The sequence below is a fragment of the Butyricimonas faecalis genome (assembly GCF_003991565.1).
Classification (GTDB): Bacteria; Bacteroidota; Bacteroidia; order Bacteroidales; family Marinifilaceae; genus Butyricimonas; species Butyricimonas faecalis.
Genome location: NZ_CP032819.1, coordinates 3,354,733 through 3,381,543 on the forward strand (window position 1 = coordinate 3,354,733; position 26,811 = coordinate 3,381,543).

General features: G+C 40.6%; 18 protein-coding genes, 1 pseudogene and 1 riboswitch. Of the genes and pseudogenes, 14 read left to right on the forward strand and 5 right to left on the reverse strand.

The genetic code is table 11. From position 1 onward, the window contains the following. Positions 1-46: 46 nt before the first annotated feature. The 11 genes from D8S85_RS14275 to kdsB all read left to right on the forward strand — a co-directional run bounded on the left by D8S85_RS14275 (position 47) and on the right by kdsB (position 15,739). Positions 47-1,048, forward strand: coding sequence for a beta-ketoacyl-ACP synthase III (locus tag D8S85_RS14275; protein WP_106481263.1), 1,002 nt, complete (start codon positions 47-49; stop codon positions 1,046-1,048). Positions 1,049-1,183: 135 nt separating this feature from the next. After that, positions 1,184-1,385, forward strand: a riboswitch (cobalamin riboswitch). Between the two features lie 132 nt (positions 1,386-1,517). Beyond that, a complete protein-coding gene (locus D8S85_RS14280) occupies positions 1,518-3,737 on the forward strand; it encodes a TonB-dependent receptor (RefSeq protein WP_158641601.1) in 2,220 nt (739 codons plus the stop codon). 37 nt (positions 3,738-3,774) lie between these two features. After that, positions 3,775-4,959 carry an HmuY family protein gene (locus tag D8S85_RS21945; RefSeq protein ID WP_106481265.1) on the forward strand — a complete coding sequence of 395 codons (1,185 nt, stop codon included), beginning with the start codon at positions 3,775-3,777 and terminating at the stop codon, positions 4,957-4,959. Between the two features lie 76 nt (positions 4,960-5,035). Further along, a complete protein-coding gene (locus D8S85_RS14290; RefSeq protein WP_106481266.1) occupies positions 5,036-9,283 on the forward strand; it encodes a cobaltochelatase subunit CobN in 4,248 nt (1,415 codons plus the stop codon). Between the two features lie 321 nt (positions 9,284-9,604). Then, positions 9,605-10,378 carry a hypothetical protein gene (locus tag D8S85_RS14295; protein WP_127075298.1) on the forward strand — a complete coding sequence of 258 codons (774 nt, stop codon included), beginning with the start codon at positions 9,605-9,607 and terminating at the stop codon, positions 10,376-10,378. 19 nt (positions 10,379-10,397) lie between these two features. Then, positions 10,398-10,802: a hypothetical protein gene (locus D8S85_RS14300; RefSeq protein WP_127075300.1), complete on the forward strand. Its 405-nt coding sequence runs from the start codon at positions 10,398-10,400 to the stop codon at positions 10,800-10,802. Positions 10,803-10,955: 153 nt separating this feature from the next. Next, positions 10,956-11,648 (forward strand): DUF1573 domain-containing protein, encoded by a 693-nt coding sequence (locus tag D8S85_RS14305; protein WP_158641603.1) that lies wholly within the window; start codon positions 10,956-10,958, stop codon positions 11,646-11,648. A 66-nt stretch (positions 11,649-11,714) separates the two neighbouring features. Further along, a complete protein-coding gene (locus D8S85_RS14310) occupies positions 11,715-12,062 on the forward strand; it encodes a bactofilin family protein (protein WP_106481271.1) in 348 nt (115 codons plus the stop codon). A 15-nt stretch (positions 12,063-12,077) separates the two neighbouring features. After that, on the forward strand, positions 12,078-12,431 hold the full coding sequence (locus tag D8S85_RS14315) for a bactofilin family protein (RefSeq protein ID WP_106481272.1): 354 nt from the start codon (positions 12,078-12,080) through the stop codon (positions 12,429-12,431). Continuing rightward, positions 12,391-14,979, forward strand: coding sequence for a M1 family metallopeptidase (locus tag D8S85_RS14320; RefSeq protein ID WP_106481273.1), 2,589 nt, complete (start codon positions 12,391-12,393; stop codon positions 14,977-14,979). Before D8S85_RS14315 ends, D8S85_RS14320 begins: the two co-directional genes overlap by 41 nt. 1 nt (position 14,980) lies before the next feature. Continuing rightward, positions 14,981-15,739, forward strand: coding sequence for a 3-deoxy-manno-octulosonate cytidylyltransferase (gene kdsB / locus D8S85_RS14325; protein ID WP_106481274.1), 759 nt, complete (start codon positions 14,981-14,983; stop codon positions 15,737-15,739). Positions 15,740-15,750: 11 nt separating this feature from the next. Here the strand turns inward: kdsB and frr are convergent, their stop codons facing one another. Further along, complete coding sequence (frr, locus tag D8S85_RS14330; protein WP_106481275.1) at positions 15,751-16,314, reverse strand: ribosome recycling factor; 564 nt, start codon at positions 16,312-16,314, stop codon at positions 15,751-15,753. Positions 16,315-16,378: 64 nt separating this feature from the next. Then, positions 16,379-17,638 (reverse strand): energy transducer TonB, encoded by a 1,260-nt coding sequence (locus D8S85_RS14335; protein ID WP_106481276.1) that lies wholly within the window; start codon positions 17,636-17,638, stop codon positions 16,379-16,381. A gap of 177 nt (positions 17,639-17,815) precedes the next feature. On the opposite strand from D8S85_RS14335, the pseudogene D8S85_RS14340 reads away from it, so the two are divergent. Next, positions 17,816-19,071 (forward strand): annotated as a pseudogene (locus D8S85_RS14340) (peptidase U32 family protein). A gap of 350 nt (positions 19,072-19,421) precedes the next feature. Here the strand turns inward: D8S85_RS14340 and D8S85_RS14345 are convergent. The 3 genes from D8S85_RS14345 to D8S85_RS14355 form a co-directional block, all read right to left on the reverse strand. Continuing rightward, a complete protein-coding gene (locus D8S85_RS14345) occupies positions 19,422-20,243 on the reverse strand; it encodes an outer membrane beta-barrel protein (RefSeq protein ID WP_106481278.1) in 822 nt (273 codons plus the stop codon). 12 nt (positions 20,244-20,255) lie between these two features. Beyond that, positions 20,256-21,629, reverse strand: a complete 1,374-nt coding sequence (locus D8S85_RS14350; RefSeq protein WP_127075302.1) for a PCMD domain-containing protein — start codon at positions 21,627-21,629, stop codon at positions 20,256-20,258. 100 nt (positions 21,630-21,729) lie between these two features. Beyond that, the gene (locus D8S85_RS14355) at positions 21,730-24,201 is read right to left on the reverse strand and encodes a YfhO family protein (RefSeq protein WP_106481280.1); all 2,472 of its coding nucleotides are present in this window, start codon (positions 24,199-24,201) and stop codon (positions 21,730-21,732) included. Positions 24,202-24,324: 123 nt separating this feature from the next. Here D8S85_RS14355 and D8S85_RS14360 point away from each other — a divergent pair, with 123 nt between their 5' ends. Further along, positions 24,325-25,809 (forward strand): lipopolysaccharide biosynthesis protein, encoded by a 1,485-nt coding sequence (locus tag D8S85_RS14360; protein ID WP_106481281.1) that lies wholly within the window; start codon positions 24,325-24,327, stop codon positions 25,807-25,809. Next, positions 25,806-26,810, forward strand: a complete 1,005-nt coding sequence (locus D8S85_RS14365; protein WP_106481282.1) for a glycosyltransferase family 2 protein — start codon at positions 25,806-25,808, stop codon at positions 26,808-26,810. The genes D8S85_RS14360 and D8S85_RS14365 overlap by 4 nt, the downstream gene beginning before the upstream one ends. Position 26,811 lies beyond the last annotated feature (1 nt).

Genomic DNA, 26,811 nt, shown 5'->3' on the forward strand with positions numbered 1-26,811 from the left:
TATATGGGTATCTGATTCTATTATTCAATTTGAAAATTTTTATTTTATGGAAAGGCCAAGAGCGGTAATCACAGGGGTAGGAGCGTATTATCCCGACTATGTTTTAACTAACGAGGAGTTGAGCCGGATGGTAGATACCACTGACGAATGGATCATGACTCGAATCGGTATAAAAGAGAGACGTATTTTGCGGGATGCCGATAAAGGCAGTGCTTACCTCGGGGCCAGAGCGGTGGAGGACTTGTTTCGTAAAACAGGTTTGAAGCCGGAAGAAGTGGATTTATTGATTTGCTGTACGGTTACTGCCGACATGCATTTCCCTGCTAACGGAAACGTGATTTCCGATATGGTGGGAATAAAGAATGCTTTTAGTTTTGATCTTAATGCCGGATGTTCCGGTTTTCTATACGGTTTAACCACGGCAACGCAGTACGTGGAGAGCGGACGCTATAAGAAAGTGATTGTTGTGGGGGCTGAGAAGATGTCGGCGATCACGGATTACACGGATCGGGCAACTTGTCCTATTTTCGGTGATGCGGCTGCCGCCGTGTTGCTGGAACCTACCACGGAAGACGTGGGGGTAATTGATCATATCTTACGTTCGGATGGCATGGGACGTGTTCACCTGCACATGAAAGCGGGTGGTTCTTTGAAACCGCCTACCATTGATACGGTTTTGGCTCGTGAGCATTATATCTATCAGGAAGGACAACCGGTGTTTAAACATGCCGTGTCGAACATGGCTGACGTGTCGGTGGAGGTGATGAAACGTAATAATCTGACATCGGAGGACGTGGCTTGGCTGGTTCCTCATCAGGCAAATTTGCGGATCATCAAGGCTACCGGGGAACGGATGGGGTTACCGAAAGAAAAAGTGATGGTGAATATCCACAAGTACGGTAACACGACTTCTGCAACAATCCCGTTGTGTCTGTACGAATGGGAGGACCAGTTGAAGAAGGGGGATAATTTGATCCTTGCTGCTTTCGGTGCCGGTTTCACATGGGGGGCGATTTATTTGAAGTGGGGGTATACTCATAAGGGTTAGATTGTATCGATAACACGATATGCGAAGCTGTTCGGGAAATAACCGGACAGCTTTTTTTATATAATAGGTGTAAGGTATTTTTAGCTGATTATTAGAAAAATAATTGTTTTTTCCATGAAGAGATAAATTATTTTATATATTCGCGTCGATTTTGGTGAGTCCCATGCAGTCTGTATGGGATGTAAGGGAATCCGGTGAGAGTCCGGAACAATACCCGTTGCTGTAATCTCTTTCCCGTTACGCGGGAAGTGCTTAGTTTCCTCATGCCACTGGTTTATCTGGGAAGGCGACATAAGCGGAGAAAGTCAGAAAACCTGCCTGAATCAGATGTTTTTATTGTTCTCGGGAATAAGGATGATAAAAAAGGAAAAATATAGCTGTTGTTTTTGTTAACAGTAACATTTATGAAACCACGGATGTGCGTGCTGTCATGTGGCGTTTATATAATGTTTATGAAAAAATAATAAACATGAAAAGTATCTTGTTGCTAGTATGTGGCGTGTTTGTATTGAATTTTGTGCCAATGTCGAGGCTTATGGCGATTCAACCGGAAGTGATGGCTGATTCGGTGAAAACGGTAAAGTTGACCGGAAAGGTTGTGGATGTTGAAACGGGGGAAGCGATACCTTTATCAACGATCTTGGTAAAAGAGCTGGGTTGGGGAAGTGTTTGCGATACGGAAGGGAAGTTTAAGATTGACGTGCCTGTTAATCGTAAAGCAACTTTGACGGTTCGTTCTGTCGGGTATGAGACTCGTGAAGTTGATGTGGCTCCTGGAACGATCTCCGGGCTTGTTGTTAAGCTGAAAAAGAGCCTGTTGAATTTGGACGAAGTGGTTATTACAGGTACGAGAACGGAGAAGGTGATTTCCGAGGCTCCCGTGATGACCCGTGTCGTTTCTGCCGAGGAGTTACAACGGAATGATTACGAGAGTATGATGGATGTTCTGGAGTACAATATTCCGGGGCTTCGTTTTAACGTGGATCCTCGCGGTAATAATATCCAGATTCAGGGATTGGAAAATAGTTATATCCTTATTTTGGTAGATGGGGAGAGATTATCCCAGACACCCGGGGGACCCATCGATTTCGAACGGCTGAGTACGTCCAATATTAAACGGATTGAGATTTTGAAAGGTGCGGCTTCTGCTCTTTACGGGTCGAGTGCCATGGGTATGGTCGTGAATATCATCACGGATTCTCCGAAACGCTCCTTGGAAGGCTGGGCAAAAGTCCGTTATTCTAAGTTTAATGACTTGCAGTTGGATGCCGGGATCGGGTTGGCTCACAAGGGATTTTTCTCCCAGACTCTTTTCCGTCGTAATTCCACGGATGGATATGATCTTACGCCTGAAACACCCCAATCTTACACGATGAATCCTTCGCATGATATGAATATAGAGGAGAAGGTAGGATGGAATAATGAACGGACGAAAGTGATGGCTTCGGCTTCTTTTTATTGGAATGAAATAAAGAATCCGCCCAAGGGAGAATCTCCAACGCATTATCGTAGTTTGAACAAGACGTTCCGAGCATCATTGGAGCATGCTTTCGGGGAAGAGAATAAGTTGTATGCAGTGTATTACGGAGATTTTTATACCCGTAAGACCGTGTATGATTTGATTGACCTCGCAGATAGTACGAATGCGACTTCTCACGAGCAAACAGTCCGTTTGACGGATATTTATAGTCCCTTGAAGAACGTGGAGATTGTTGGCGGAGTTGAGTGGAACTGGACTCGAAATTATAATAAGATGCAATACGGCAAGGAACAGACCGTGAGAAAAGTGAATGATGCGAATGTTTTCGTGCAGGTGGATTGGCAGATATTGCCGGAGCTGGATTTGGTGGGAGGCTTCCGTTACACGCACCATTCTGTTTTTGGTGATGCGTATACCCCGAAAGTAAATTTGATGTATGCTCCCGGTAGCTTTAAATTCCGTGCCGGGTATAGTCGGGGATTTAAAGCACCCGGTTTGACGGAGTTGTATTCTGATTTTAACATGGGGAGTGTGTCGCATAATATTGGAAATCCAGACTTAAAACCAGAGTATTCCAATTATGTTTCGGTTTCCGCAGAATATACTTACAATGGGCGGTTGAGTGCAAGCGTGGAAGGATACCAGAACACGATAAAAGATAAAATTAATTCTTTTATCATTGACGTGGAAGATCCGGCACCGGGACAGCTGGGAGCGGAAATGCATTATGCAAATGTGGAGGCCGTGCGTATTCGCGGGGTAGAAGGGACATTGACGTATTACCCGATGAAGCAATTGTTACTGAGGGGAACTTATGCTTATACCGATGCGAGAGATCGGGAGACGGATTTGCAATTGTCCGGAAATGCAAAACATGCTTTGAATTTTACCACGACATTGCGCGGTAAATTGTTGAAACGAGATGGTTCTGTTTCTCTCTCCGGACGTTGGACTTCTAAGAAGTTGTCACAGAGTAAATCCACGGAAACGGACGATAGCGGTCAAGAAATAGAGGTGATTCGTGAAAGAACAAAACCGGCTTATAGTCTTTGGAAGTTGGTGGCCCAATATACGCCTTGGCAAAAGAAGTTTATGAGGTTGACGTTAACAGGTGGAATTCAGAATTTATTTGATTATACGGATACGAAACATTACACGACGTATGATGCTGGACGCCGCTTCTTCGGTTCTGTGATATTCCGTTTCTAATAATATGAAAATCTTTAACTTATAATATTGATATAGGATGAAAAAGTTTAATTTAAAATCATGCCTCATGCTATTGGCTTGTTTGGCATTTTCGTTTAATTTTATGGCTTGTACAGATGATGATGGTGACAGTGATGGCCCGGAGGTAGATGATTCTATCCGTACTCGTACTTTTGAATCGGCAGATTATAATAGCGGTTGGAAATATTTTTCTTTCAAAAAAGGAAATTTTGTCGAATTGACAGCAGAACAGGCCACGACAAGTTTGGAGTGGGATGTTGCTTTCAATCGTTACTATGTGAAAACCAATAGTGGGACTTCCGGAAAAGGAAAGGGTGGAGTGCTTGATTCTGGAGAGACAACTTTTGCTGCTGTTACTGGGGATGTGAATGCCGAGTTTGTAGTAGATGATTCTTTGAGGATCATGACTACGATGGGAAATTTTACGAAAGATTCTTATAATCCGGGAATACAATGTGAAGGTTCCAATAGTTGGGCTTGGTATAAATATATGGAGTCTACTTGGTATTATAATCACAATGTTTTTGTTTTCCGTTCTGCTGATGGAAAGAATTGTGCAAAAGTGATTTTCGATACTTACAAAGATAAACTAGGAAATTCTGGTCACATTACATTCCGTTATATGTATGATGGAGAGGCTGATGCCGACATAGAACAGGGAGGAGAGCAACCGGAAGAACCGGAAACACCTGTTACGAACAAAGTGGTTTATGTCGCTTCTTCAAATGCAACAGATCCATGGAAGTATTTTTCTTTTGCTAAAGGGGACTTTGTTGACTTGACAGAGGAACAAGCAGCAACTAGCTTAGATTGGGATATTGCATTTCAACGTTATTATATTCGTACGAATAGCGGAACCTCCGGTAAAGGTCAAGGTGGTGCTTTGGATATGAATAAGACGAGTTTTGATGATGTGCCAAATGTACCGACATCTGGTTATACAATAGATAAGTTGGTTAACATGATGGCCGGGATGGGAAGTTTTGAGGAGAAGAGTGGAAATCCTGCATTCCAATGTAAAGGACAACCAACGTGGGCATGGTTTAATGCTCCTGCAGAAATGAAATGGTATTATAATAATAACGTTTTTGCTATTCAAACGGCAGATGGAAAACATTGGGCAAAGATTATAATGAAGACCTATAAGGGTACGAATGAAAAGGGAAATATAGAATTTGAATATGTCTATCCTGCAAAATGACAGGATGTAAATAATAGTGTTTGTTACCCCCGGAGTTTAGGCTCCGGGGTAATTTGGTTTATTAAAATCTGATGTTATGGGATTGAAATCTTTTGTCCGTACGCGTAGAAAGATATTGTTAAAGGTGGGATTGGTGGTTATCCTGCTTTGCTGTATCTGGGGGCTTTATTCCCGTTACTTTGCCCCGACTCGGGTTGCATTAATTAATTTTCCTGCTTATCAGGCATCTAGTATCGCTTTGGCGAATGACAGTCGGATGATACAGGTAGATGCATTGAAACCGGAGGATGCAAGTAAGTTGAAAAATTATGATGTTGTTTTATTTTTTGGTCCCGGATTACGTTTAAATGGAGAACAAGCCGCGGCAATTCAGACAGCCGGGGCGAAAGGGACTGCGGTGTACACCTTGATATTTTCTTCTGGGGTAATTACGAATCATAATGTGGATAGTCTTCAGCAGGAACGCATTGGAGATTATTACGGAAATGGTAATAAGACGAATTACCGTAATCTGCTTTATTTCTGCCGTGCAGAACTCGATAAGCATAAGCTTTTTGCAACAGTTCCGGCTGATCCGCAACATTTGCCTTCTAATTTTTATTGGCATTTGGGAGATGATAACTATTTTACAGATTTGGACGGGTACAACAGCTATTATCGCAAAAATGGTTTTTATAAGGAGGGGGCTCCTTCCATAGCTATTGTTTCCGGGATGACTTCTCCTTTAAGCGGGAACCGGGCAAATGTGGATACATTAGTTGTCAGTTTGGAACGTGCTGGTTTTAACGTGTATCCCGTTTACGCGGCAGGAAAACGTTTACAGATGTTGCAGGAAGTTTCTCCCGATGCCGTGATTTATCTGCCGATGGGGCGTTTGGGAAGTGATAAAAGCGTGGAGTGGTTACGGGAACGTAATATTCCGTTGTTTTGTCCGCTAACTCTTTTGCAGGAACGAGATGAATGGGAAAATGATCCGCGAGGATTGGTTGGGGGGTATCTGTCGGCTAGCGTGGTATTGCCGGAAATTGACGGGGGTACTCGTTCGCAAGTGCTTTCCGTGCAGGATGCTGATAAGAACGGGTATTATCAATTCGTTCCTGTGACGGATCGGGTAAAGAATTTGGTTGACGGTATTTATAATCAAATACAACTTCAACGTAAAGAGAATAAGGATAAACGGTTGGCAATTGTCTACTTGAAAGGAGCTGGACAAAGTGCGTTGACTGCTGCCGGGCTTGAAGTTGCTCCATCACTTTATGCTTTTTTGAAACGGTTGAAAGCGGAAGGTTATACCGTGGAGAATATTCCGGAAACGGAAAAAGAATTTGAGGCTTTACTCCAACGTGAAGGAAGTGTTTTTGGAAGTTATGCCAAAGGAAAAATGGCGGAATTTATGGCAACAGCCCATCCGGAATGGATTAATAAAACCGATTATGAGCGATGGGCCCAAGAGGTTCTTACCCCGGAGAAATATGCGGAAGTCGTGAAACAATATGGAGAGGCACCTGGAGAATACATGAGTGGGGTAAAAAATGGCGAACCGGCTTTGGCATTTTCTTGTTTGCGTTTTGGAAATGTAGTGTTAATGCCACAACCTGTTGCGGCGGCCGGAGATAATGAATTTCAGATTTTACACGGGGCAGAAGTGGCTCCTCCCCATGCTTATATTGCACCCTATTTGTGGATTCAGAAGGGTTTTCGGGCTGATGCTTTAATTCATTTTGGTACGCATGGAAGTTTGGAATTTACTCCCGGAAAACAAGTGGCTTTGTCATCAGGGGATTGGCCGGACCGATTAATAGGGACTGTTCCTCATTTTTATTATTACACGATTGCTAACGTGGGAGAAGGTATCGTCGCTAAACGTCGGACGTATGCATCATTGGTGTCGTACTTGACTCCTCCTTTTATGGAGAGTCAGACTCGGGGACAGTATGAAGAGTTGTTCCGGTTGATTGCAGATTATGATCGTACGGGGGAGAAGGAACAGCCGATGTGGGCAAAACGGATTAAAAGTAAGGTGTTAAGTCTTGGCCTGCATCATGATTTACAAATGGATAGCGTGGCTACAAAGCCTTGTACGGAGAAAGAAATCCGGAAAATAGAGAGTTTTGCGGAAGAGATTGCCAATGAAAAAATGACGGGACGGTTGTATACTTTAGGACAGCCTTTTACTGGAGAAGATATTCGCTCTACGGTTATTGCCATGTGTGCAGAGCCGTTAGCTTATAGTTTTGCCCGTCTTGACAAGCAAAAAGGACGGATTACTTCCGAGCAGTTTTCTGATAATGTGTATGTGAATCGTCATTACGTGGCTAACGCTCGGAAACAGGTTGAAGAGTTGTTGCGTTCGGGGAAAGAATTGACCTTGGAGCAATTGGGCGTGAGTCAGGCGGATGTGATGCGTGCCCGTGCGACAGAAATGGCTCTTAACCCGAAACAATTGTCGATGAGTGAAATGATGGCAATGGCTTCTGATGCGGGTAATAATATATCGGAGGGAGTGAAAAAAAGTGATGGTGGAATGAAAATGCCTGCCGGGATTCCCAAGATCGGTAAGATGCCCGATTGGGTAAAGAAACGCATCGAGGCCCGTAAGAAAGCGGAGCGGGAGGGAAAGAAGCCTGTATTGCCGGAAGTGCCGCAAGAAGATAAAGAATTTGCCAAAGCGGTGAGTGAGATACAGCAGGTTGCCGGGCACGTGCAGGCTTATGCCCAGTGTTTAAGTGAGTCACCCGAACAGGAGATGCAGTCTTTACTGAATGCATTGAATGGCGGTTTTGTGATTCCTTCTCCGGGAGGAGACGCTGTGCGTAACCCCAATACGTTGCCTACTGGACGCAATTTGTTTGCTATTAATGCAGAGTCAACTCCGGGAGTGAGGGCTTGGGACGAGGGGAAAGCTTTGGCCCAGGCAACTATTGATCAATATCGTAAAAAGCATGGAACTTATCCTCGTAAGGTAAGTTACACTTTCTGGGCAGGAGAGTTTATAGAAACGGAGGGGGCAACTTTAGCGCAGGCAATGTATATGCTAGGGGTCGCTCCCGTACGTGACGGGATGAACCGGGTGACAGACTTGCGGTTAATTCCGTCAGCCGAATTGGGGCGTCCGAGAATTGATATTGTCGTGCAGACATCCGGACAGTTACGGGATGTTGCCGCATCACGGTTGGAGTTGCTCACGAAAGCGGTAGCGTTGGCGGCGCAGTCTAAAAATGATACGTGTGGGAACTATGTTGTTTCCGGTACGATGGAGGCAGAGAAGTTATTGGTAGATAAAGGTTTTTCTCCGAAAGAAGCACGGGAATTGTCCATGGTGAGGGTGTTTGGTGGTGCTGGGTATGGTACAGGGATTACGGGATTGGTGGAAAAAGGAGATGCTTGGGAACGGGAGTCGGAGATTGCAGACCGGTATTTGAGTAATATGGGAATGATGTATGGCGATAGCAAGGCGTGGGGGAAATATAGCCGGGATGCTTTTGAGGTCGCTCTCCACGATGCGGATGTGGTCATTCAACCCCGGCAAAGTAATACATGGGGTGCTTTAAGTCTGGACCATGTATATGAGTTTATGGGAGGATTGAATTTAGCCGTGCGGGAAGTGACAGGTAAGGAACCGGAGACTTATCTGAGTGACTATAGGAATCGTAATCATGTGAGAATGCAGGAGTTGAAAGAAGCTATCGGAGTGGAGGGACGTACAACAATTTTTAACCCGGCTTTTATTCGGGAAAAAATGAAAGGAGGGGCATCGTCTTCTTCTATTTTTGCTGAAACCATTCGGAATAGTTACGGTTGGAATGTCATGAAACCGTCAGTTATAGGAAAGGATTTTTGGGATCGGGTGTATGACGTGTATGTGAAAGATAATTTGAAGTTGGGTATTCATGAATTTTTCAAACAGGAAAGTCCTGCTGCTTTAGAAGAGATTACGGCGGTGATGCTTGAAACGGCACGTAAAGGCTACTGGCCGGCAACGGAAGAGCAGTTAGCCGGTGTTGCAAACTTACATACCCGTTTACTGGAAGAATATCGCCCGGCTTGTACCGGATTTGTTTGTGATAACCAGAAATTACAGGATTTTGTTGCTTCACATGCAGATAAAAATCATGTTGAGGCTTATCGTAAAAATATAGATGTTGTTCGGGAGGTACAAGTGGAACATGCCCAGAATGGAGTGGTATTGAAGAAAGAGGAATTAAATCGGGCTAATCAGATACAGCAAGATTCTGGGGAAAGCCGGAAGACTCTCTTTATTGCATTGTTATTGGTGGGTGTGATATTGATTATAGTAATGGTATTTTTGAAGCGGAAAAAATAAATTTGATTATTTGCGTTTATATTTAAAAGAGAGGACTGCTCATTTATTTTGGGCAGTCCTTTTTGTTTTTGCGTCATTAATACTTGGTCGGGATTTCCAATTTTAAATTACTTGTGATGTGTTTGATTGATTATTATAGAGACAGAAGGAGACCGTACGAAAATGAAGTAAATAATAATCATGAAAAAATTTTAAAGTATAATATGTGATTTTGATTGAATGCAAAAATATTGCAAAATAATTTGATTTTGTGTTTTTATCACAATAAATAATTGTATCTTTAATACGATATTGTGAGTTTATTTATTAAAACGTATCGTTATGAAAGGGTGGTTATGTGATTTAACATGGATTAGTTTTGTGGCGTTCACTATGTTATTAGGTGGATGTAGCGAGAATATTCAAGAAGATTTCTTGAATGAGAATAATATTACTGAGATGTATATAGATTCTGTTTTTTTAGGGTTTGAGGGAGATTTGATTTATCCGGAAGTGATTTGGGGAAATGTGGATACTTATCTTCGTGCTTTTGAAAGAATGAAAGCTCATTTGAAACTGAAAGATGGGGCTTTGGTTTGGAACATAAAAAATGGAGACGAGTTGAATATCTCGGAAAATATTTTTGAGTATGTTACTGGATGGTGGAGTAGGCAGAATGAAAAGTTGAATTCTGGCGATTATAAACTCGAAATTCAGGGGAATGACTATTATATTATGCCAATAAAAGTTGAAGAAGGGTTTGGACAATCAAGGGTTGGACAATATTTAATTGGTGGGCAACATCGATATAATATAAATATATTAAAGCAACTACATTCATATGCTAGACCAGGAAGATCTTTATATTATTATATAAATAACTTGGATGATTACTCTCTTTTTAGGCCCAATTTGTTTTACGGGGCTACAAGTTCTTTCGGACGTTGGAGTTACAATTGTGATAATGCTTGTTTCTATTCGTCTCGTATTGATTGTGTGTATAATGAAATTGCCGGATCTGATACAGAGGTTCGTGCGGACGAGGTGTGGGATAAAGTAAAAGGTCGAAATGGCTTGCCTCTTGTCTCCATTATGAATTACAGGTATTATCAATAAATTATAAAAACAAGATTTTATGAACCGATGGATTTTAAATATATGTTTATTTATGGTAATATATTCTTGTCAATCAGACAAGATTAAAACCTATATGGGCGAGGAAATTTCTTATAAAGATTCTGTTTTTTTAGATATTCAAGGAAATTTGAATCACCATGATACGATGAGAAAGCATGTTGATACGTGGGTGCGCGCTTTGACTCGAATGGAACGGCATCATACTATTTTGAATAACCAGTTTGTATGGAATATGAAAAATGGAGCACAAGTAAAGGTATCGGACAATCTTTATGACTTTATTATTCGAGGGTGGGAGCGTGATAATGCAAGATTAAAGACAGGTAATTATGGGTTGTGGTATATAGAGGGTAATAGATATGTTACCGTTCTTATTAGAGATACTACCAGTGATCATTATTGAATCGTGATTTGAAGGCTGTCTGTAAAAGATGGCCTTCTATTTTGTTTGTAGGAAGTAATACTGGAAATAATGAAAGTAAAATTACTATTGATATGCTTAATTATATTATGTTCGTGTAATAGAGATATAAATTCGTGTAATAATTGTAAAACAATGATAGGAAAGTTGCTTTTTGAGGTTAATAAGATAGAATGGGGAGAGGTTTGTATAGGAAAAGACTATGAAAATATTGTAAGAGTATATAATCCGACACATAAAGACATTTCGATGAAAATTTTTACTTGCTTACCGGAATTACGTGTGGTCAAATTCGGGAGTGATTCGCTTAATTGTGCAAGTAAAGAGGTTGTCCTGTCTGCATTGGCATGTGATACTCTTCGCTTTACCTTTATGCCACGTGATACATCTTTAATTGGAGATTATTCAAAAGGGATTTTCTTGGAAATAGATGGAGAGGTATACATGAAACCGATAGAAATGCGGGCTGAGGTACTTGAAAACTTTGATTCTTTAACTTCAAAAGAATTATTGTCAGTACCCACGATAGATGTTGAAAAAGATACATTTTCTTTTGGAACAATTACTGTAAAAGTAACCATTCCTGTTAAAATTACAAATAAAGGTAAAAGAAATTTGATTATACGAAAAGTCGAGTCCGACTGTACATGTACTGCTGCAATAATAGGGAATCGAATTGTAGGGATTAATGATTCCGTTATTTTAAAAATTGTTTTTAGACCAATGGGAAGGTATGGCAGGCAGTATAAAACGATTAAATTGTACTGTAATGATCCTCATCTGCCTGTGATTAAATTGATAATACATGGAGATGTTACCGTGAATTAAACCTTGGTCGGGATTTCCAATTTTAAATTACTTGTTGTATATTTGGTCGTTTATTATGGATGCTAAATGAGAAAAAGTGTGAGTCCGGACTATGCGGAAGTGAAGCAGACGGTTGTTTTGGAAGATTCCGAGGTGATGGGAGATATTAATCTACCCGGGGACTTGTGTTTGTTTGGCAAAATTTCAGGTAATATTATCGCCAAAGGAAAGGTGGAAGTGAAGTCGGGAGCAGTGGTAACGGGGAATATTTCTTGCGGGGAATTAGAGATAGAGGGATTGGTGGAGGGGAACGTGGAGACCTGTTTCTTGATTATAGAAGAAAATGCCGTTTTGAAAGGGGATGTGCAGACCGGGAAATTACTTGTGAGAGCTGTGAAGTATGATATGAAACGATTACGTTTGGTACGAAAATAAAGTAAACGATAAATCATGGGAAAAGAAGTACAACAGCAAATAGCGCTAAATCTACTCAGTGAAGGGACACAGATTACCGGAGATCTTCATGCTTCAAATGACATTCGTATTGATGGGGAACTTAAAGGAAATATTTCCACGAAGGGACGTTTGATTATCGGACAAATGGCTAAAGTGAAAGGAGATGTTAATTCTTCGAGTGTTGATATTTTAGGAACCATGGAAGGAGATATCGAGTCGACGGGAACTGTTTCCTTGAGGTCAAAAGCGATTTTCACGGGGACGATCAAGGCTTCTTATATTGCAATCGAGGCTGGAGCGATTTTTAATGGCGAGTGTCATATTCAACGAGAAGTTCAACAAAAATAATAAAAACGTGGTGTGTCGTGTATTTGTAGTGATTTCATTGCTACTGGGGTTGGTTTCTTGTAAAAAGGAACAGGATAAGGTAGAAGATGGGGTTTCTTTGGAGTTGGCCAAAGAACGTAAAGCGAATATAGGCGGAGTAACCTATAAATTGTATTTCTCTATCCCAACGGAAAGGAGTGAGGCTATTATGGCTGAATCAACGATCTTTTTTGAATTGTTTGATTTGGTGCCGGTCATTTTAGACTTTAAAGAAGCCAAAGAGAATATTCTTTCCGTTACATCTTCGGATGGGAAAAGAATCCCATACGTATTTAAGAATGAACATATTATTATTCAACCGGAACACTTGAAAAAGGGACGGAACGAATTGGTCATTCAGTTTAAGGCGGGCGAGTCTTCTTTGAATCGAAGTGATGATATGTTATACACGTTGCTGGTTCCGGATCGGTGTCGCACGTTGATGCCTTGTTTTGATCAGCCGGATATAAAGGCAAGGTTTAAATTGACGTTGAAAATACCTTCCCGGTGGAGAGCGGTGGCAAACGGGGAACCGATTCGCACGGAGTATTTTAGTAACTATAAGTTGTATGAATTCGAGGAAACGAAACCATTGAGTACTTACTTGTTTGCTTTTACCGTGGGGAGGTTCTCGTACTTGGAACGTTACGTGGGAGGACGTTGGATCGGTATTTATCACCGGGAAACGGATACTTCGAAAATTAATGCCAGTATCCCGGTTATTGCTAAAGAAGTAAGTCATGCATTGGATTGGATGGAAAACTACACGGGGATACGTTACCCGTTTGATGTATATAATGTCGTTGCTATTCCTGATTTTCAGTATGGAGGGATGGAGCATCCGGGAGCCGTGTATTACCGGGCCTCAACTATGTTTTTGGACCGGAATGCAGACTTGGCGGCATGGATGAAGCGTAGCGATGTGATCGCTCACGAAACGGCCCATATGTGGTTTGGCGATTATGTCACGATGAGGTGGTTTAATGATGTGTGGTTGAAAGAGGTATTTGCCGGTTTCATGTCAGACAAGATTATGACCCAGTTATATCCGGATGTGAATCATCATCTGAATTTCTTTTTGAATCATTACGAGCCGGCATTGAGGACGGATCGGACGAAAGGGGCTCACCCGATATTGCAGGAGTTGAATAATCTGAAAGATGCGGGAACTTTGTACGGGGATATTATTTATCATAAGGCCCCGATCGTGATGCGTATGTTGGAACGGGAGATTTCCGAACGCCGTTTACAGATCGGATTGCAAAGGTATTTGCGTCGATGGTCTTATTCTAACGCGGATTGGGATGAGTTGATCAAGTTGTTGGAAAGTACAACAGGACAGGATTTACAGGCTTGGAACGAGATCTGGATAAAAGAGAGCGGTGCTCCCGTGATCGAATTTCAAAAGGATGGAATCGTGATGACGGATGAGAGTGGGAAGAGTCGGGTTTGGCCTCAAGCTATATCAGTTGTCTGGGATTACATGGGATTGAAGAGAACGTTAATTCCGTTGCGTGATTCGCTGACGCCTTTCAGGTATGGGGCTTCTGTTGTGTTACCGGATGGGGATGTCATGGGGTACGGTTGTTTCTTGCCCACGGATTTTTCTATTCGTTTTTTGGATGATGGACTGGAAAATCTGAACGATCCGCTTTACAGAGCGGTTGCTTGGCAAGCTCTTTATGAAGGGGTTTTGCATAAAAAAGTGAAAGGGGAGTTTTTTCTAAAGTTATGTATCAAACATTTACCGCAAGAGAAGAATAACCTGGTTGTGAACCGGACATTGAGTTTTCTAAGAATCGTTTATTCAACTTACCTAGATGAGGGAAGCCGACAGTTAATACAGGACGATTTGGAACGTTTTTGCATTAATATGGTGAATAATAAGGCTGAGGGAAAGAATAAGAAATCATATTTTAACACGTTATTGTCGATTTGTTCTTCACCGAAGAGTTGCTCTTATTTGTTGAGCGTGTTGAAAGAAGAACAAAATTTGCCGGAAGACGTGACGATCAATGAACAAGATAAGATTAGTATTGCGTTTAATCTGGTGTTGCGGGATACGAGTATTTATGAAGACACGAAGGCATACATCATGAGAACGGTTAAGAATAAGGATTTATTGGATCGTTTTGAATATGTGTATCCATCTTTGTCGGGTGATAAGCAGGTGCGTGATAGTGTGTTTAATGCTTTACTTGTAAAAGAAAACCGTGTGAATGAGGTGTGGGTGGAAGAGTGTTTGCGGTGGTTGAATCATCCGCGGAGAAGGATGGAGGCAGAGGAGTATGTACCGAAAATGCTTGGAGCGTTGCAAGAGATTCAACAAACGGGGGATATTTTCTTCCCGGGTTCTTGGCTAAGTGCCGGGTTGGCCGGACATACGAGTAAGAATGTATACACGATGGTGAATTCTTTCTTGGAGAAGCATTCGAATTACCCGCAAAATTTGAAATTGAAGATACTGGCTAATTCAGATCATTTACGGCGTTTACATTCAGAAGAAGAGAATAAAGACAGATTGAAATAACATGGCGATAGAAGAGAATTCATTGATATTGATTCCGGCCCGTTACGCTTCCACTCGTTTCCCGGGGAAACCGTTGGTGGATATTGCCGGAAAACCTATGGTTCAACACGTGTACGAGAAGGCTGCAGCAGTTTCTGCCCACGTGTACGTGGCGACAGATGATGAGCGTATATATGATACCGTGCTTGCTTTTGGCGGACGTGCGGTAATGACATCCGAGTCGCATCGGAGTGGTACGGACCGGTGTTACGAGGCATACACGAAAGTAAAGGAGATGTTGCATCGTGACTTTGACGTAGTGGTGAACGTGCAAGGGGATGAACCTTTTATTATCCCGGAACAGATTGAATCTTTGATTGTGCGCTTTGAGGAGCCGGCCGTGCAGATTGCCACGTTGGCCAAACCTTTTGAGAAAAATGATGAAATATTTGATCCGAATAAAGTAAAGGTCGTGTTTTCTACTAATCATACGGCCCTTTATTTTAGCCGGAATCCGATTCCTTATTGCAGGGGGGTGGAGCGTGAAAATTGGTTGGCTAAAACTCCGTTTTATAAACACGTGGGCATGTATGCTTATCGTCCGGAAATTTTGAAAGCGGTGACTTCTATTCCTCAAGGTATTTTGGAACAGGCAGAGTCTTTGGAACAATTACGGTGGTTGGAGAACGGTTACACGATTGCTATTAGCATCACGAATCATGAATCGATAGGGATTGACACCCCGGAAGACTTGAAAAAGATAAAAAAAATCCCGGTTTAACCGGGATTTTTTTAGATTGTCATGATGTCTTTTTCTTTCTTGGCAAAGTATTCATCCGCTTTTTTGCCGTATTCGTCGGTCATTTTTTGAGCGATAGCTTCCGCATCCTTAGACATATCTTCCGGAAGTCCGTCTTTTACCATTTTCTTCACTTGTTCAATGACATCCCGGCGGGCATTACGAATACTTACTTTTGCTGTTTCCATCTCGCCTTTGCTTTGTTTTACAAGATCTCGTCTACGCTCTTCTGTCAGAGGCGGGATATTTATACGAATAATTTCTCCATTGTTATCCGGGTTCAAGCCGAGATTGGCGTTCATGATCGCTCTTTCGATGGGAGAGATCATACTCTTTTCCCAAGGTTGAACAGCGATTGTTCTCGGATCTGGGGTCGAAATATTAGCTACTTGTGATAACGGGGTAGGACTACCATAATAGTCAACCAGCACGTCTTGTAAGATTTTGGGGTTGGCTCTTCCCGCTCTGATTTTACCAAGTTCTGATTCTAAATGATTCAGAGCAGCTTCCATTCTCTCTTTTGCTTCATCGAGATAAAATTGTACTTCCTCGTTCATATAATTTTTATTTGATTTAATATCGCATAATGAATCAAACAAAGGTATAAAAAAAACTTTATTTTTACTCTATCCTGCGCCACGTTTCCTTGATTTGGACGTTTTTGTGGGTCCCATCGGCTAATTTAAATTTTACTTCGCCCGAGAGGACAAGAATCCGGTTATTTACGTCGTATTGGTAATGAGCGGAAGATTCCACGATGTCTTTTATTTTCACAGAAGGAGCGTATTCCGATAAAAATTGTCCATGGGCGATTTTATAGGTTCCATTGACCCCGTTAGAACAACTGAACGTGTAATCGTCGAAATATTCTTTTTGTAAGAGTTGTTTGGTTTCAACTCCGTTTTCCGTTACTTTTTCCCATTTTCCGACAAACGGGTTGGCAATAATGGTCCGAATGAGTTTACCGGGATTGAAAATACAATCTTCAACGTATCTTTTGAATTTCTTTTCTCCCAGATAGTTCCGAATTTTGATTTCTCGTAGGGTCGTGTTTGCCCTAAAACGAGGGGTGATCCGTACATACTCCGAAGTGAAATCTTCTGTTGGTAGGCTATCTATAAGCCGGATTTGTTCGTCCCATTCTTCTTTATAAAATTGTAGTATTTTATTTTTGTCGGCGACGGGAAGGGCCATGGTGGGCATGACGATGCTTAACATGATTTCTGAGGATTGTTGCTGTTCCCGGGCGGAAGTGACGATTCCTTTATAAACGGCTTTGTCGGATCCGTAACGTTTTTTCAGATAGAGACGATACATGTCGAAAGAGGCTTGAGGAACTGTGTCAAGTCCGTGTTTTAGCTTTTCTTCTTCTGCTTTTAATACTTTTAAGTACTTGTCAAAAGTTCTTCTTTCAATGCTGGGAGAGGTGCTTCTTAGAGCGAAATAAACGGGTACCGTGTATGAAACACGTACGGGAGAACCGTTTTGTTTTCCCGGTTCCCATTTAGGCATGGAGGCAATAACTGTTTTTGCCTCGTTGTCCAATTCGGGTGAAACTCCTCGAATAATTTTGACATTGCTGATGCTTCCATCTTTTTCAATAATAAACCGGACATATACTTTCCCTTCGAGTTTTTTCTCCTTGGCAGCTTCCGGATAACGTATGTTGTTGTATATCCATGTATTTAAATTACCGGGGAATACGGGCATCTCTTGGACAAGAAAATGGACTTGGTTGTCTCCCGTGGAATCTTGAACGTTTTGTTTATCTTGAATTTGGCTAATTGCCGTGTGTGTGCTAAAAATAAGGAAAAGGCTCACCAACCCGGTTTGTAATTTGGCGAGAGATTTTAATTTAGGATAGAATGCTTTTAATGTCATGGTGTGTTTCTTAGTGTGATAAATAGTTCTTTTTATCAAAGCTAATATAGAGGGATTTTTTTGTTTTTGCAATGAAAATAAAGATTTAATGAAAGTTTAACGTGTAATGTTAAGAGTGGCTTTTAAATTTTTAATTTTCAATTAAGGGAGTTACTTTTGTCTGCTTAAAGAAACGATATGAAAAGGAAAGATTTTGAAGTGATGGCTCCCGTGGGTTCTTATGAATCTCTGGAGGCGGCTTTGCAGGCAGGAGCGAATTCTGTTTATTTTGGCGTGGAAGGATTGAATATGCGTTCCCGTTCATCGGCTAATTTTACATTGGATGATTTGAGGAATATCGTGGAACGTTGTAATGCCCGAGGGGTGAAGACTTATCTCACGGTGAATACGATTATATATAATAACGAGCTGGAGAAGATGCACCAGGTGATCGAGTGTGCCAAGGATGCCGGGGTGTCGGCAATTATAGCTTCGGATATTGCTGCTATTTTGTATGCCCGGTCGATAGGGGTGGAAGTGCACATCAGCACGCAATGTAATATTACCAATTATGAGGCGGTGAAGTTCTATGCCCAATTTGCGGATGTAGTGGTACTGGCACGGGAATTGGATATGGATCAGGTGATGACGATTCATCGACAAATTGTTGAAAATGATTTGCGTGGTCCCAAGGGTGAATTGATTCAGATCGAGATGTTTTCTCACGGGGCGTTGTGTATGGCGGTTTCGGGTAAATGTTATTTGAGTCTTCATGAGATGAATGCGTCGGCAAATCGGGGGCTTGCTACCAGATATGTCGGCGTTCCTATACGGTGAAGGATACCGAGAGTGATATAGAATTGGAGGTTGACGGAAAATATATCATGTCACCTAAAGATTTGTGTACGATCGGGTTTATTAATAAAATGATTGATGCCGGAGTGCGGGTTTTCAAGATTGAAGGACGTGCTCGTCCGGCAGAGTATGTGAAGACGGTTTGCGAGTGTTATGACGAGGCGTTGAATGCTTATCTGGACGGGAGCTACGGGGCCGAGAAGATTGCGAAGTGGAAAGAACGGCTGTCAACCGTGTTTAACCGGGGGTTCTGGAATGGCTACTATTTAGGACAACGTTTGGGTGAGTGGAGTGAGGTGTACGGATCTAAGGCCACGAAGAAGAAGATATGCATCGGTAAAGTGACGAACTATTTTGGAAAGTTACAAGTCGGGGAATTTAAGTTGGAATCCTATGATTTGAAAGTAGGAGAGGAAGTACTGATTGTCGGGCCGAATACGGGTGTTGTACAAATGATTGTCCCTGAGTTGAGATTAGAATTGGAACCTGTTGAAAAAGTGGATAAAGGTGCTATTTTTTCCATGCCGTGCGAGACGAAATTACGTAGGTCTGATAAATTGTACAAGTTGGTGGATGTGACGGAAGAGTTGATGCAATAATTTTAAGTAGTTAATACGATTTTGTTGTGAGCTGTTAACTCCTGCATGCAAGAAGGTATATTTACCATTCGTGATCAAATGGATAAGGGATTAACTTCTAAGACAAGCGCCAATTAATTTCGCCACGGAGGCGTATCAGAGACGTTCGTGAACGTCTTTGTAACGTCTTTGATTCGTCTTTGATACGTCTTTAATCCCTGAGAACATCGAATATGCTGCGAAAGATAAACGTGTATTATCTGGGAAAAGTTTACTTTATATTTCGTTGTGAAGTGGTATATAATTACCTAATTTTGCTGGAAATAATTTGAGATAAAAAAACGATCAAAGCTAATTGATCGTTTTTTATTTTATCTGAAAGGGTTCAGTTTGGGAGGTTTGATGTCAAATAGGTTATAACTTAAAACCAAACTGCCTCTCATGTGTAACATTTTATAGTCAAAATACTGATTACTAGGTTTGAATATATCTTTGAATCCGCAACTAAATCGTAGGCCTAACTCGATGCGTGGGAATAGTTGACGTTCGTATCCAGCAATAAAGCCCATATCCCAACTGTCTAATAGATTACTGAAGTTGATGTAGAGAGGGTTACCCGGATCGATAGAACCATTGTATACTTTATCATCCGTCATCATATAACCTTTAGTTACAGTATTGCGAAATTTAGCATTGATAATCCATGCCCCGTAAAGACCTGCTAGAATACGGTCTTTTTGATTTTTGAATGTGTACTTGAAATAAAGAGGAATTTCCAACATCGTAAAATCCATCGACATTTCGGCAGATCCGCAGAAACGAGATACAATATTGTTTTTATCGTCATGGAAGCGTTGATTATCGATACGTGCATCGGCATCAATGGCGACCTTCTTGTATGTGACTTCAGCCCCAAGTGTCCATTTTTTTGTCACGGGAAAAGTTAGCTTTGCCCCTATTGAGGGTGAAAGTTTGGGATAAGGATTAAATACATCTGGCACATTGCTGAATGGGAAAGGAATGGCTCCACCAATGTCTGTTCCCAATTGAACCCCGAGAGCAAATCGATATTCTACCCGGTCATCAGAGATACTATCCGTTTGAGTCATGATTGGTTGGGATTGATTCCTCTCTTTCGCGACAATGTTTAAAGTACAAAATAACAGTACAAGTAAAAGGTATATTAGTTTCATTTTCTTCTCGGGTTAATAGTTTACAACAACGTTATCGACGGTTAAAGTACTTCCTTTAGCTCCAATGAACAGGTCTCCTTGCCTACTGGATGTCATTACGATAGATATATGTGTCGGTTCCAAATCTTTATACCTGTTGTCGTAGTTAATAGGAATTGTATGGTTTTTCCAGTTTTGGAGTGCAGTGTTGGCCCCGTCAAAGATCATTTCTCCCTTACCCAAGACTTTAAGGCCTTCTACCGGCTCGGCATGATCTCCATGATACTCTAGTTCCCCATCGCCTTCCCAACGGAGTAATTCAACCCAAACACGCCCTTGGTCAACTCCCGGAATATCTTTTATTATGTAAGGAGATTTTTCATCCTTTCTTTCTGATTGTTGGAATTTTGCTCCAGCCACATATTTCGCATCGAATGAGATGGATTGAGGACGTGTAATGAATGGAATCCCGAAATAGGTCATTAACGGGGGATTGCTTAAAGCAGAGATTTTTATTTGGAAATATCCCGTGAAAATTGTTCCGGCTGTTATCAATTCACCAATTCCCAAACCGGTTAAGTTCTGAATTCCTGTTTGGATTTGAGCGGCATACCCTTTTTGATAAGGTACCGGAGTTGTTCCTTGGACAAAAGTGTTATTCGCTGTAGCCCACCCGAGGCCTTTACCTGGAGTCGGATCTATGTTTACTTTAGAAGTTCCAATATTGACCCATGATTCAAAGTTAGAATTTTCTATTGTCGGAACAACCTGTATATTCCAAACCCGTTCGTCTTGATTGTCATCTGCAATTAACGTGATTTGTTTTATGTCTTTTGGTCCCGAGAAAGTAAAGGGAGATTCTGCAGATCCGGCTTTTATTTTCCCGTTATTACGTATGTCGGCTTCAATAGTTACGGGCCAACTGAAATCTTGTTTGAAGTTGATGCGGATGTTATTATTGCGAATGGTAACACTAACTTCTTCTTCAGTGTGATTCGTGACATTGAAATTGGTGATTTCCGCATTTGCTTTATCTTTCAACATGATTTTTCCTAATGAAGGGACTCTACTTTCTGAGATGAGATAAAATGTTTGTGGCGTATACACGTCTTTGAATGTGATCTCTTTTAAATTTAAGGGTTCTTCATTTACGCTAATGGCATCATCGGTGGTTGACGAGAATTTAATATCCGCTTTTATGGTAAGGGGAAATAGTTTTCGTCCATAGTCTAAGGGGATTGTAACTACATTGTTAGTGATAGTGATGTCATCTTTGTTTAATATAATCCCTTCGGTTTGATCCAATATCGTGAAGGATACAATTTCCGCTGTATCACTTAATTTACTGACTTTTGTGCAAGAAGATAATCCCACAGCAAATAGAAGAATCCAATAATATTTTCTCATAAAAATTTATTTTTTCGTAATAATCAGCAATTTTCATGCCATCTATAGATACGAAAATAACGGCAAACGGGTTATCCGTTTGTCGTTATTTTATTAGTAGTTAATCTTTTTTCTTATAATTACGAATCATATAATATGCAATACATCCTAATAATGCAAGTAATAATATGCCAGAACTTATTGCTGATATTTTGGCTCCCATGAAATAGGATTGTGGTTTATACTCGAATGTGATCACGTGTTCACCAGCAGGGACAATCATGGCCCGCAAAATGTAATCAGCCCGGAATAATTCACCCGGTTTACCATCCACGTATACATTCCATCCTTTCGGGTAGTACACTTCACTGAAAACGGCTAGTTGTTCATCGGCAGCGGAGGTTTTATACTCCAATTTGTTCGGTGCGTAAGATGTCAGTTGAATCGAGGCGTTTTCATCGAAATTGAAACCTTTGTCCTGAATAATAGATTGGAATTCTTTGTTGATAACAGCAGATTCTTTCGGGTCTATTTGTTTCAATGTAATAATTTCATCATCTGGAGTGTCAACTAATTCATAATCTTTGACGAACCATGCGTTCCCATACGCGAAACGGTTATTGATCGGCGCAGAGTTCGGATCAATGATGATGTATTTTGCATTCAACATGTTGAGTGCTTTTTGCTGAGAAAGGCTTCCCTCGATAGTTGAAAGTGTCGGTGATTGCTTCAAAGCGTTTCCCAGGTTTTGTATTTCGGGGATGATGAAGTAATCGATCATGTCTTGGTAGCGTTGTAGTTTTGCGGCACTATAACCTCCGATGGTTTTGTGGAAGTAACTGGTGTGAGAATCGTTAAATACGTCTACGGATAAATCCAATACCCGATAGTTAGGATCTTTATCGGTTAAAATAGCATTATCTGCCGGGCGTAGTTTATACTGGCTATTGAATTCTCGTTGTGTGACGAAATGGTCATTGTTCAAGTAACGTTTGTCCACGGTCCACATATCTGCAAGAATCAGTAATCCCATGATCATGGCAACTTGGGTAACTTTTAATTTCTGGATTATCCACGCCCAAATAACGGCTCCTGCCAATAATATAAATGCTAATGAGCGGAAGGCATCGGTACGGAGTAAAGATTCCCGATCCGCGGGTAGATATTGTTGTAACCACTCGGCTTGCGCATCAATGGGGGCTGAGAAATTTCCGGCGAGTCCGGGGATCAAAGCAAATAAAGCACAGATTCCGGCTGTGATGCCAAGGGATATCTTTAACGCCTTAACAAGGACTTGGCGTTCAAAACAACCGTTGAGAATTTTGTTTAGCGTGTATATGCCTAATAACGGGATAGTTACCTGTAGTACAACCAACATCATCGAAGGAACTCTGAATTTGTTGTACAAAGGAACGTAGTCATAGAAAAAGCTGGATAATGCCATGAAATTGCGTCCCCAACCCAAGAGCAGGGCCAACAAGGATATTCCCACGATCCACCATTTCATGGGGCCTTTGATTAAGACTAGTCCTAATACGAATAAGAAGATAGCGATAGCACCCATGTACATCGGTCCGGCGGTGAATGCCTGAGGTCCCCAATATAAAGGCATTTGCTTGATCATTTGATCTGCGTTTGGGGCTCCAGCACTCTTTAAGAATTTGTAGGTTTCCGAATTTTTGCTTAGTGCCCCGGCAGAGGCTCCTCCTTTGAAGTTCGGGATCAACAGATTTAGGGATTCGTCAATTCCGTAACTCCATGCTGTTGCATATTCTTTATCCAAGCCTCCCTTGGTTTGATTCTTTTGATTTAAAGTTAATTCCGAACCGCCTCGCATGGTATATTTCCCGTATTCCCACGTCGGCCACAAATGGTTCACGTTGGTTGCCCCGGCAAGTCCAGCAGCGACAATTAATAGAGCAATGGTTTTTAAGAAATTGGGTAGGGCTTTTTCTTTTATAGCGGAGTATAATTGAGCGACACCGTAGAATATGGTAATGAATGCCAAGTAGAAAGTGATTTGTGGATGGTTGGCCATAATCTCGAAGGAAAGCGTAATACCAAACAGCACGGCACCCAACCATCGGTTCTTTCGAAAAGAGTAGACAAGTGAAGCGAGTACCGCGGGCATAAATGCAATGGCTACCATTTTGGCGTTGTGCCCGACTTGTATAATTTGAAAATTGTAAGAACAAAAACCGAACGCCAATGCACCGATTGCTGCCAACCAATAATTTACTCCAAAGGCAAGTAATAAAAAATAAAAGCTAACCATAGCGATAACAATGAAGTTAGCCGGAGCCTTACCTATGAAAAGTTGTTTATAAATATTCTCTAGATAGTTACCTGAATAAAGAGTAGAAATCATTGTTGTAGGCATCCCGCTGAACATGGCGTTGGTCCACAATGGTTCTTCTCCGTTTTTTTCTCTGTAATCAATAATTTCATTTGCTGCGCCTCTCCAAGATGAAATGTCGGATTGGTGGACGATTTTTCCTTCTAAAGTAGGTAAGAAATATAAATAAGCAATAATGATAAAAGTAATAATTGCGATAAGGTGAGGGTATAATGCCTTTAAATTTATTTTTTTCATGCAAGTATAATTTTACACGTGATCAAATCTTTGCAAAAATAAAAAATATAATAATGAAACCGGTGTAATCCATAAATAATTCCTACTTTTGTTTACAGATAAAATCTATTAAGGGGCGAATTTATGGGAATTATTGCTCGACAGAGCCTGAAAGGAACGATTGTCAATTATATCGGAGCTTTTATTGGGTTTATATCCACCATGTTTATTGTGACCCGGTTTCTTTCATCTGAAGAAATTGGTTTAACCCGTGTTCTGTTTGAAGCTGCTACTTTTATTGGAACTTTTGCCCAATTAGGAATAACTTCTTCTGCTATCCGTTTTTTCCCTTCTTTTAAAAGTAAAGATGGAAATAATCATGGATTCTTTTTCTACATGATGATGGTTCCTCTCGTAGGCTGTTTGATATTTTTGCCTTTTTTTGGTTTATTGCAAGATGTGATTTGTGATTATTTCAAAGAAAATTCATCTTTATTTGTTGATTATTATGACTGGTTGCTTCCCTTGATGTTTTTTGTCGTGTATCTAGGGGTATTTGAAACGTATGCGAATTTGTTAATGCGGATAGTGATTCCTAAAGTGATACGAGAAATCGTTATTCGATTGCTTTTGATTGTTGTTTATTTGTTATATGCTTTTCACGTTATAAATTTGACTGGTTTTGTGACGGGGTATGTTGCTGTTTACGGAGTAGCCATGCTTTGTAATTTCTTTTATGTTTCGAAGATCGGTTCCGTTACGTTAAAACATGATTCTTCGTTTATAAATAAAGATTTGCGAAAAGATATTTTGAAATATACCTTATTCCTCATGATTGGAGTAATCGGAGGAAGTATCACTAGTCGTTTGGATATTTTTATGGTTAGTGCAGAGTTAGGATTGAACTATGCTGGTATCTATTCGATTGCTTTTTATATGGTTGCTATTATAGACATCCCCTCTCGCTCTATTACTGCAATATCTTCGCCTGTGGCGGCTGATGCTTTAAGAGCGGGTGAATTTGAGAGGGCAAATGATCTTTATAAAAAGGTTGCTTTGCATCAACTTTTAATCGGAGGATTCATTTTTTTAATTTTATGGATTAATATTGATAATATATTTGCGATCATTCCGCAAGGAGATATTTATAAGGAAGGGAAATGGGTCGTTTTTTATATCGGTTTATCCCGATTGATTATTATGTTTTTAGGATTTGGTTACACGTTGATTAGTTTTTCCAAATATTATTATTGGGGATTGTATTTTACATTTTTCATTACGCTTATAACCATTTTGACAAATCAATGGTTAATTCCGATTTTGGGGATAAGTGGTGCAGCCATAGCGACATTATTAACGTGTGTCATTAGCCATGCCGTACAACAATGGTTGGTGTTTGTTAAGGTAAAAGGGAATCCTTACACGAAAAATACATTCAAGTTAATTTTGCTTTTAATATTATTGTACGGGGTAAATTGTTTATTACCCCAAGTGGATAATCCTTGGTTTGATGGAATATATAGAACGTTAATTATTTGTTTGATGGGTGGGATTGCCGTTTATTTTAGTCGGTTATCCGAAGAAATAACAAATCTAGTAAATCAAGTATTAAAAATAAAAGTGAAATGAGTTTGGTTTCTGTAATTATACCTGTATATAATGTAGAGCGTTATATTAAAAGATGTTTGGATGCGGCTCTCGGACAAACATTTGAAGATATAGAATATATATTGATAGACGATTGCAGTACAGATCGGTCGGTGGAAACTATTCGAGAGTATATCTCAAAACACCCTCGTGGGAAAAGTGTGAAACTTATTTTGCATGACACGAATCGAGGAATTGGTTTTGTGCGGGGAGAAGGAATACAGTGTGCAACTGGAGAATATCTTTTTTTCTTGGATAGTGATGATACGATAGAGTTGAATTGTATAGAGAAGCTTTATCAGGTGATGAAGGAAACGGAAGTTGATTTTGTGGTCGGTTCCTATGATAAAACGGATTTCGAAACGGGTGGGTTCTTGGGCAATGCGATTTTGCAGAGTAGAAAGATTGTTGGCCGGGATGCTATTATAAAGGCTTTTTACGAGGACGCATTTCCTTTGATGGTATGGAATAAGTTAATTCAAACTTCTTTTCTAAAAAGACATCATATTAGTTGTTCTTTACCTCGTTATGAAGACGATGTTTTTAACTTTCAGATAATTTGTAATGCAACATCTTGTGTGATATTGTCCGAAGTTACTTATCATTATTGTATAAGAGAAAAATCAATTACATTTAGACGGGAATTCGATGATGCTTATTTTAAGATTCAACTGGAAATGACCAACCTTACACGGGAGTATGCTAAAGAATTTCAAAATCAAGCTATATATCCTTACTTGTCTTGTAAATTGTTCTGGCAACGGGTGTTTGTAGCAGAGTCGCTGTTATATGATTCGAAGGCTAAGATAAAAGATAAGAATTCTCTTTTATCTTCTTTTTTGCGGAGTGACATTTCTTTAAAAGAGGTATGTGGTTTTCGTAGTAACAAGATGGTCAATTATTTGATGATTGTTTTATCCGAGATGCCATGTTGGGTGAAAAAATCATTTCTTTGGATACATAAAAATATGATGAAAAATTGAA

Coding starts and splice junctions, on each gene's coding strand:
- D8S85_RS14275 (WP_106481263.1), top strand. CDS start 47: ATGGAAAGGCCAAGAGCGGTAATCACAGGGGTAGGAGCGTATTATCCC.
- D8S85_RS14280 (WP_158641601.1), top strand. CDS start 1,518: ATGAAAAGTATCTTGTTGCTAGTATGTGGCGTGTTTGTATTGAATTTT.
- D8S85_RS21945 (WP_106481265.1), top strand. CDS start 3,775: ATGAAAAAGTTTAATTTAAAATCATGCCTCATGCTATTGGCTTGTTTG.
- D8S85_RS14290 (WP_106481266.1), top strand. CDS start 5,036: ATGGGATTGAAATCTTTTGTCCGTACGCGTAGAAAGATATTGTTAAAG.
- D8S85_RS14295 (WP_127075298.1), top strand. CDS start 9,605: ATGAAAGGGTGGTTATGTGATTTAACATGGATTAGTTTTGTGGCGTTC.
- D8S85_RS14300 (WP_127075300.1), top strand. CDS start 10,398: ATGAACCGATGGATTTTAAATATATGTTTATTTATGGTAATATATTCT.
- D8S85_RS14305 (WP_158641603.1), top strand. CDS start 10,956: ATGATAGGAAAGTTGCTTTTTGAGGTTAATAAGATAGAATGGGGAGAG.
- D8S85_RS14310 (WP_106481271.1), top strand. CDS start 11,715: ATGAGAAAAAGTGTGAGTCCGGACTATGCGGAAGTGAAGCAGACGGTT.
- D8S85_RS14315 (WP_106481272.1), top strand. CDS start 12,078: ATGGGAAAAGAAGTACAACAGCAAATAGCGCTAAATCTACTCAGTGAA.
- D8S85_RS14320 (WP_106481273.1), top strand. CDS start 12,391: ATGGCGAGTGTCATATTCAACGAGAAGTTCAACAAAAATAATAAAAAC.
- kdsB (WP_106481274.1), top strand. CDS start 14,981: ATGGCGATAGAAGAGAATTCATTGATATTGATTCCGGCCCGTTACGCT.
- frr (WP_106481275.1), bottom strand. CDS start 16,314: ATGAACGAGGAAGTACAATTTTATCTCGATGAAGCAAAAGAGAGAATG.
- D8S85_RS14335 (WP_106481276.1), bottom strand. CDS start 17,638: ATGACATTAAAAGCATTCTATCCTAAATTAAAATCTCTCGCCAAATTA.
- D8S85_RS14345 (WP_106481278.1), bottom strand. CDS start 20,243: ATGAAACTAATATACCTTTTACTTGTACTGTTATTTTGTACTTTAAAC.
- D8S85_RS14350 (WP_127075302.1), bottom strand. CDS start 21,629: ATGAGAAAATATTATTGGATTCTTCTATTTGCTGTGGGATTATCTTCT.
- D8S85_RS14355 (WP_106481280.1), bottom strand. CDS start 24,201: ATGAAAAAAATAAATTTAAAGGCATTATACCCTCACCTTATCGCAATT.
- D8S85_RS14360 (WP_106481281.1), top strand. CDS start 24,325: ATGGGAATTATTGCTCGACAGAGCCTGAAAGGAACGATTGTCAATTAT.
- D8S85_RS14365 (WP_106481282.1), top strand. CDS start 25,806: ATGAGTTTGGTTTCTGTAATTATACCTGTATATAATGTAGAGCGTTAT.